Source organism: Modicisalibacter luteus DSM 23508, assembly GCF_000378505.1.
In the GTDB taxonomy this organism is placed as follows: domain Bacteria; phylum Pseudomonadota; class Gammaproteobacteria; order Pseudomonadales; family Halomonadaceae; genus Modicisalibacter; species Modicisalibacter luteus.
The window spans coordinates 280,995-288,610 of the sequence record NZ_KB899994.1 but is presented as its reverse complement, the minus strand read 5'-3'; the positions used below and the strand labels follow the sequence as shown (position 1 = coordinate 288,610).

The 7,616-nt window shown below is 59.2% G+C and carries 4 protein-coding genes; all 4 read left to right on the top strand.

Annotation, left to right across the window (positions count from 1 at the left end; genetic code table 11):
• Positions 1-515 (top strand): tyrosine-type recombinase/integrase (locus F568_RS0111125; RefSeq protein WP_019018804.1); only part of this gene is annotated, 515 nt, incomplete at its 5' end.
• Between the two features lie 1,123 nt (positions 516-1,638).
• Positions 1,639-2,442 carry a hypothetical protein gene (locus tag F568_RS0111115; protein WP_019018802.1) on the top strand — a complete coding sequence of 268 codons (804 nt, stop codon included), beginning with the start codon at positions 1,639-1,641 and terminating at the stop codon, positions 2,440-2,442.
• Positions 2,442-4,814 (top strand): hypothetical protein, encoded by a 2,373-nt coding sequence (locus F568_RS0111110; RefSeq protein ID WP_019018801.1) that lies wholly within the window; start codon positions 2,442-2,444, stop codon positions 4,812-4,814. Before F568_RS0111115 ends, F568_RS0111110 begins: the two co-directional genes overlap by 1 nt.
• A complete protein-coding gene (locus tag F568_RS0111105; RefSeq protein WP_019018800.1) occupies positions 4,802-7,141 on the top strand; it encodes a tyrosine-type recombinase/integrase in 2,340 nt (779 codons plus the stop codon). Before F568_RS0111110 ends, F568_RS0111105 begins: the two co-directional genes overlap by 13 nt.
• Positions 7,142-7,616: the final 475 nt, after the last annotated feature.

Sequence of the window (7,616 nt, the reverse complement as noted above, 5' to 3'; positions counted from 1 at the left end):
TCACGCTGGCCTTCTATGGCGCGTTCCGGCGCAGTGAAGTGGTAGCGATTACGGTGGGCGATATCGAGTGGCGACCGGAGGGCATCATCATCACGGTGCATCACAGCAAGACCAACCAGAGCGGACGTATCGAGACCAAGAGCCTCATGCGGGCGCCGCCGGGTACGGTTTATTGTCCGGTCGGGTTGCTGGAGGCTTGGATCCAGGCCTGCGGAGTTCAGCGTGGCGCCGTGTTCCGTACGGTCAGTTCGGCTGGCCGACTTGGTGCCGGTCGCATGACCGACCAAGCGCTGTACGTACGAATGAAGCAGGCATTGAAGGCAGCAGGGTTGGCTGGTAAGGGCTATACCCCGCACAGCTTCCGTGCAGGGTTTATCACCGAAGCCCATCTACGCGGGAAGAGCGATGTACAGATCAAACGGATCAGCGGCCACCGAGACCAGCGGACGTTCGAGCGCTATATCCGGGTGGCAGATCTCTTCGAGGATGCTGCCGGCGATTTTTTTGAGATGTAGCCGGTTTTGTGGCGAGGTCATCGGACACTAACGGTCAGGAAGGCGGTGAGGCTGCTCCCCCGCCCTCCCAGAAATCCTTGAGATGGATGACTTCCTATCTACACCGGCGCTGTAGCAGCACATTAATACGAGGATGCGATACGCCGGGCTGTCACGCCAGCAGCTGTGAGACAAACGGTACGGATCGACTCAGCAGCAAACGCTGCTTGGAAGAGGCGTTCGACTCCGAACTTGGCTGAGACCAGAGGCGTAGAAAGTTTCACGTAGTGTGTCAGCCCGATCGGCATGGTGTTATGAACCGAGATAGCACTCCGGCATGACGTAGAAGGACACTTGCTGGGTCACGCCTACCAGTGGGCATCAACCGACCACACCATGCCGCTGTACAGTGACGTGATGTATTCGCTGCTGTGATTCCTCAAGCTCGGCGATCTCGGTCGGCGTGAAGCCTCTGATCAGCTGTTTTATGAACCCGAGCGGCTGATAGTTCCTTTTTGATTGATGATCCAACAAACGCACTCCTTTCTTGACATCGTAGATCAGTCATATTTAATATGTCCTAAGAATGCCGTTCACCTGATGGGTTGCATTCCCAGCCGCCTCAATTCTGGCGAGCTTATTGAATCCAGCCGCCTCAATTCTGGCGAGCTTATTGAACCCAGCCGCCTAAATTCTGGCGAGCTTATTGAACCCAGCCGCCTTAATTCTGGCGAGCTTATTGAACCCAGCCGCCTTAATCCGGTGCGCTTACTGAACACGCGCTGAGCGTGTTTCTGTATTATTCTTGCCATGTGCCTTTGGGCCATGCGCCTCCACCTATGGCCTAAGCGCCATATGATGATTATTGTCATTTGCCACCGCAGCTTATCGCTTGATTGCGGCACGGCCGACACTCCATGACTTCAGCTTGATACCTCGCCGCGACTTCTGGGCTGCGAAGCGCATGTTTTTCATGCCTTTTTGCCAGCCCAGGCCGTAACGCGTGCCCGTGTCTTGCTTCTAGCCCGCCAACTGCCTGGCGAGGACTGACTGCCGTTTTAACGGCAATGACCCCAAAAGCGGCATCTGTATTTTCTTCTCTCGAAACCACCAGACCAGTCAGGCATAGCAGGAGCTAGAACACATGAATATCACCATACGTCCCCTCCCCGGACATCCTTTCCTGGTTGAGGCCCGGGAAGCGACACGCTCGCCCCAAGAGTTGTTGGGCGGATCTCTTAAAACCACGAGCACTGCTGCAGAAAACGTACTGCTGACACATCCCCCGGTATTGTTGATCCAGGAGGGTGGCGGCGAGCAATTATTGAACCGGGACGCCGTGGTCGCCCAGCTAGGCTACCCAAAAAGCGGCCAGAAAAAACGGGGACCGGTCGTTCCGGCCAGCCTACGTGTGTGGATCATTGATCCAAAAACAATGAAGCATGGTTCCCCGCTGCTCTGGCAGTTCCTTTTCGGCCCCATCCAAAGCATGTATTACTATAAAAAACGCAAGAATGGTGAAAAGTGTTGGTTGGCCGCAATGCGTGAAATCGAAAACAGCCCCCACCTCAAATCTACCCTTGAGGATGCCCTTTTCGATGGAGAAGCGCTGGCTCTGGCGCACTATCTCGTACTGCTGAGCGCATCCCAGATTGGCAAAAGTTCAATCGAACACGTGATCGATAAGATTCGCGACACGCCTCATAAGAACAATCCGCGCAAAAAGCGCAAAATCCCCACGCATGGTTTCTCGGACGTGAGCAGCAAAAATCTAAAGGAAAACCGCGAAAAAGACGACGCTGGCCTGCCCCCTAATCCTTTCCCTAAGGAATTCACCAGTCGCGCGGAAACAGAATTCGATATGGTCGCCGCCCTCAGCAAAATCAGCCAGGCCGCGGAGCGCGGCGCTGAACAGTTTACGCTCGGCATCGAAACGGAGGGCTGCTAATGCGAGACGAACGGCCCTATCCTCGCGAGCTCGTTCAGGAGTGGCAGCAGGCGATTGACCGCGCGAGTCTGGCTCCGCAGGACGCCGAGTGGCTGATGCAGACTGTCCATTACGCCCTGCCCCCGCTCTGCGCAGTTGCGCTACAGACCGCAGCTGATTTCTACCGGCTGGACCATGAGGAGTGCGATATTACAGCAGCCGTGGCTGCCCTCGCTTCTCAGGGATTGATAGAGACACAGCTGCCCAGCAATGTCGGCACGTTTTATCCGGTTTATTATGCTATCACCCAACCTAGGTTGCTCGGTCGAGATACATGCCAGATAGCGTCATTGGGACGACTCTTGATCAGCGACTGGTTTTCAGCGTTGTCCAATGAGACCAGGACATCTCGCGGCAAATACTATGACCATCTCTTGGCTGTCCGCCACGTCCTCATGTCCGTCATTGAGGCGGAGGTCGAGGCAACTGACGTTGATCTACTATCACCCGAGGCGTTCTTCCGCTCTGCCATCGAAAGCGACGAGCTGTATAGCCAACGGCTGACGATTCAGGCAGCGTACGACGTTTTTATCGAGATTAGCTCAGGTAATCTCAGCCCCGGCGAACTGATACGCAACTCACGCAGCGGTGGCGGCAACGCCACCAGAGCGCGACGTCAGAAAACCGATGCTTGGCATGAGGCCCGCATGCAGGCAATGGTGGAAACTCCCCCGCCTCGGCGTCGAGCGGTGACAACCGTGGCTGAGACTGGAGGGAGCGAGACGCCAAATGCGCTGGCAGACACCGAAACGTCCGCGCTTGGGTTTCGCCATGTCGCTACGCCCACCGTAGCCGCGGATGCCGAAGAGACCAGTGAGCAGCCAACGCTACAGCGCAAGGTGGCTTCTGCGCTGACACTAGACGATGATCGTCGACTCGTCCAGCGCTGGGTAAACAGCGCAGCCACAACCTCCCTGGCTTCTGTGAGCGACCTCTCTCGATTGACACCCGAGCAGGTACGGAATGTACTGAGGATAGCTTTGTCGCCGCTGGAGCGAGCCTTTGCCTTTTTGCTGTTGAGTACCGGCCTGCCCGTCAGTCGGCTGCTGACTCTCACCGTATGCCAGGCAGGCTCGACGTCACAGCCGCCGACATCCGATGATCTACCGGTATGGCATCCCGAGAGTAGTGAGCTCTGCTACCGACTCCTCAATGGCCCCAGTGCACGCAAAGACACCGTCGACATGCAGTGGGTACGGTTTCGGTTGCCTGCCCCGTTGGCGGAAATTCTGTCGGACCCCGAGGTGGCGACACCGGGCGGCCGGCCCTTCCGAGGGGTTCGCTCCCGTTTGAACCGTCGACTGACCCGGCACTTTCGTCATCAGCCGGGGATCACCCCCACTGCCCATCGGTTGAGTGCCACCAGTTGGCTATTGCGTCGCCCTCATGCCAAGGACGATGTCGCAGCCGCGACGCTCTCCGGGCAGTTCGACCTAGAGCTCGCCGCACCGGCGGCCTATCGCCAGCTTTCACGTCACGAAATCCAGCGGGTTTTTGATGTTACGCTGGAGAGCCTGGGGATGACCGTACTGCCGGTGTGGGATAGCACTGAAAATCACGCGTCTGACCTAACCGGGTGGTGCCCCGTGATGGGATCCGCTATAGCCCAGCCCCCCGAGGTATTTGCTGCGTCGTTCACCGAACTACGCAAGGCGATGGCCGCCCCCGCCCAAGAGGTCGCGAGTTGGTGGCTTGGCCTTCCCTTCCCGCGTGAGAGTCTTGCTGAGCTATATCAGCAGGTCGCCGCTTACCACCTTCTGGCCTGGCAACTCTCGACCGGAGCCCGCCCGATCGGCAACAGCAGTCACAATCGTCTTGGTGAGCATGTTCAATGGATCCGTGACAAGGCTTCGGCTCGCGGTATCGAGTCACGCGTGGTGGCGTTGCTCAGCGAGATCCGCAAGGGACTGAAGCAACTTCGCCGCTGGACCGAGTCCGTACACCATCAGTTGCAGGCGCAAGGCCTGACACTAGACGATCGGCGCAGCGGCCAACGGAATACTCCGGCATGGCTGGTGGCTCCACGGCGGGGACGCCGGCTGGTATTGCGCGATATGGTTTGGTCTGACTTCAGGTCTTTACCACTGCAGCACTCGACCGGCCTGGCTAACAACGCGGCGCGTCACTCGCTGGCCAGCTGGCTGCGAGAGCGAGCAGCAGATGCCGAAGTCGATGCGCTGCTCGGCCATGCGCACCATGGACGCAGCCTCGCTTCGCCGCGGGCCGCAACGGCCATTGGTCGACAGCCCGAACTGCGCCGTCTGCTATCGGAATGGCTGCACCACTGCGGCTATCGCCCGTTGGCCTGGGAGCGCCTGCCATGGAACAGCTGAATGCGGTCCGGCTACTCGGGCTGTGGCAAGCGGAGAAGCATCCTCTGGTTCAGGCCACGCGCCTGCCAGACACACAATGGATTCTGGACGCCACCCTCGGCGGCACCCTGACCCAGGGAGTCTCCCTGGATCGCGAGGCGGTCGGCCTGCTTATCTCCAACTTTTTCAAGTGGCGACAGTCCAGTGGTCGCCCGATCCCCTATCGGCAAGCGCGAAAACGCGTCAACCGGGTACTGGAGCATTTGAATCAGGTACCCGGCATGCAGGCGGTGCTGATGCCTGAGCCGGTTCTGGCCCATCGCCCGACCGCGCTCCCCCCGACCGGTCGGGCACTCGATATCGCCGAGCAGATGATGGTATTGGATCGACAGTTGCTGGCATGGTGTCGCCGTACCGCTACCGAAGATGCCTGGCTGCTTTTATTGAGTATCCGGCTGATGACACGCCTGGGTATGGGCGAGCGGGTGATGCTCGGGACGTTGGCGATGCTGACCCGCGACCATGAGAGCCAGCGCTGGCTGGCGATCCCCTCGGCCCCCGGTGAGCGACTGCCGGATGGGGGTCATTATCGAGTGTATCTGCCGGACGATGTGTGGTTACCGCTGCGAGCGTTACTGGCACGAACCGCCGATAGTGCGTCATCGGTATGGCTGCTGGCCGCAGTTCCGATGAATCATGACCTGTCCCACACACAGCGCATTCAGACACTGCGCGCCCGACTGAAGACGGCGGCGAAGCGATGTCTGATAGAGCTGAAGGCGCTTCCCGACAGCAACAAGTGGGCCCGTCTACGTACCTGGTCGACGCTGGTCTGTGCCAGCCAGCATGTACCGGTCATGCGGGGTATTCCACCGCTGTGGGCCAGCCTGCTACGCCACTATCCCCTGCCGACGTGTACCCCCGTGCCCCTGCTATCAACTAGCGGAACGGCGCACTGGTATGCGCCCGGGGAGCAACTCGGTCGGCTACCCGATCGCAGCGCCATGCGAGGCGTGACCTCGACCGTGCCGGTGCCAGGTGATCAGACCCAGTCGGCTGGCTTGACGCTGGTGGCCACCGTGCATCTGCCCCCTGACTGGTCCCGGCGGGCCAAGAACATGCTTCAGCAGTTCCTGGCCGACGCGCGTCAGTTGGGGCGCGACAAGGTCAATTCGGCGCGACTTGAACTACCGATGCAGGAGTTACTGGAAGCGTATGAGGGACAGCTGGTCGGGATGATCGGCCACGCTGGGAGCTACCCGCAGTGGTTGCTGCATTTCCTTTACCACCAATTACGTATGGAGGGCAACACGCTGAGTACGGCTCGCACGCAGCTGTCACGGCTGACGCCGATCACCATGCTGCTGCACGAGGCCGCGCTGGATTTGTCCGATTGGGATGATGAGGTGGTACTGGAGTTGCAGGAGGCAGCAGCGTCAGGTGCTCACTGGGCAACGGCTACTCGCGCGGCATTTCATGGGACGTTTCGTCAGTTTCTAGCGTTCTGTCAGCGCTACGGGCAACTGGACGGGGTCAATTTGCCTCCCAAGGGAGCCTCGACGCTAGCCCCCAGTGTGCTGCGGACTCGTATCCTGTCGCCCGATCATATGCAGACCGTGTGGAATGCATTAACCGACCGGGTGCCTAACGGGGATCCCCGCCAGATGATGGGCCTGGTCGTGGCTCTAGGCTTTTATGGGGGGCTGAGGGCATCCGAGGTGCTGTCACTGACGCTGAATAACGTGCTGGTGGGGCCAGAGGATGAACAGGGACGGACGACCTGCTGGGTCGAGATTCTGGGGGGCAAGACCCAAGCTGCCCGGCGCCGAGTGGCGCTGCATGTCATGGCGCCGCCATCCGTCATCGAGCAGATGCGAGGCTGGGTGGAGGAACGGCGAAGGGAGTGTTCGGCATGGCAGCTGTCCGAGATAGCGCTGTTTGGGCCCCGCCATTCGCCGGCGGCCTACACGCGAGAATCGCTGATCACGCCAGTCATTACATGGATGCGCTATGTGCTAGGCGAGGATATCGACTTTCATGGGCTTCGCCATGCCGCGGTATCCTGGACACTGCTACGGCTGCATGCAGCTCAGAACCCTGCCTTCGGTGAGAAGCTACAACACCGACACCACTGGATGTTCTGCGAGGATGCACTGAAAATAGCGTTGGCATATTTCTGCGGTGCCGAGGGGCACGACACCCTAGCGCGAGGCACCCTGCTGCTCCAGGTAACAAAGTGGATTGGTCACCGTGAGCCCGGCACCCTACTGCAGCACTATGCCCATGTACTGGGGTTGCTGCACAGTGACATTCTCGCACCAATAACACGCCCTGCGAGTTGCCCCTGAGGTGGTCCCCGAAATTCGGACCAGACGTTGAGCCCTAATCTCAAGGCTAGATGCGCAGCACTTCGTTTGCCGACGGCCAATGAGCTGCTCAAGCGCTAGTAGCAGCCGGACTTCCCAAGCGCCTGTCGTCAGCTAATGACGAGGGGGAAGCTTGTGGTTCTGGCCCGCCATCGTTATGCCAAGGCGAGCTCAACGTCTCCGGTGCCCTGATTTGCTAGCCGAGATACCTTTGAGCCCGCCTGTGCGTACTAGTGTAGGGCACTTGATACCAGAGATTGTTATCAAGAGTTGCGCCATAAACGCTCGCTCAGGCCGGTTTCCCCAAGGCTGACAGATCAGCAGGTAGTGCTTCTATTCCCGCGCCTCTTTTTCGCTCAGTAAAGGCGCTGCTATGGTGAAAGGCTCTGGGATTGCTGATAAATCTGGGCTCTGGGCATAGGCTGCCCAATCTTCCATAAGCTGTGACGCCAGGCGT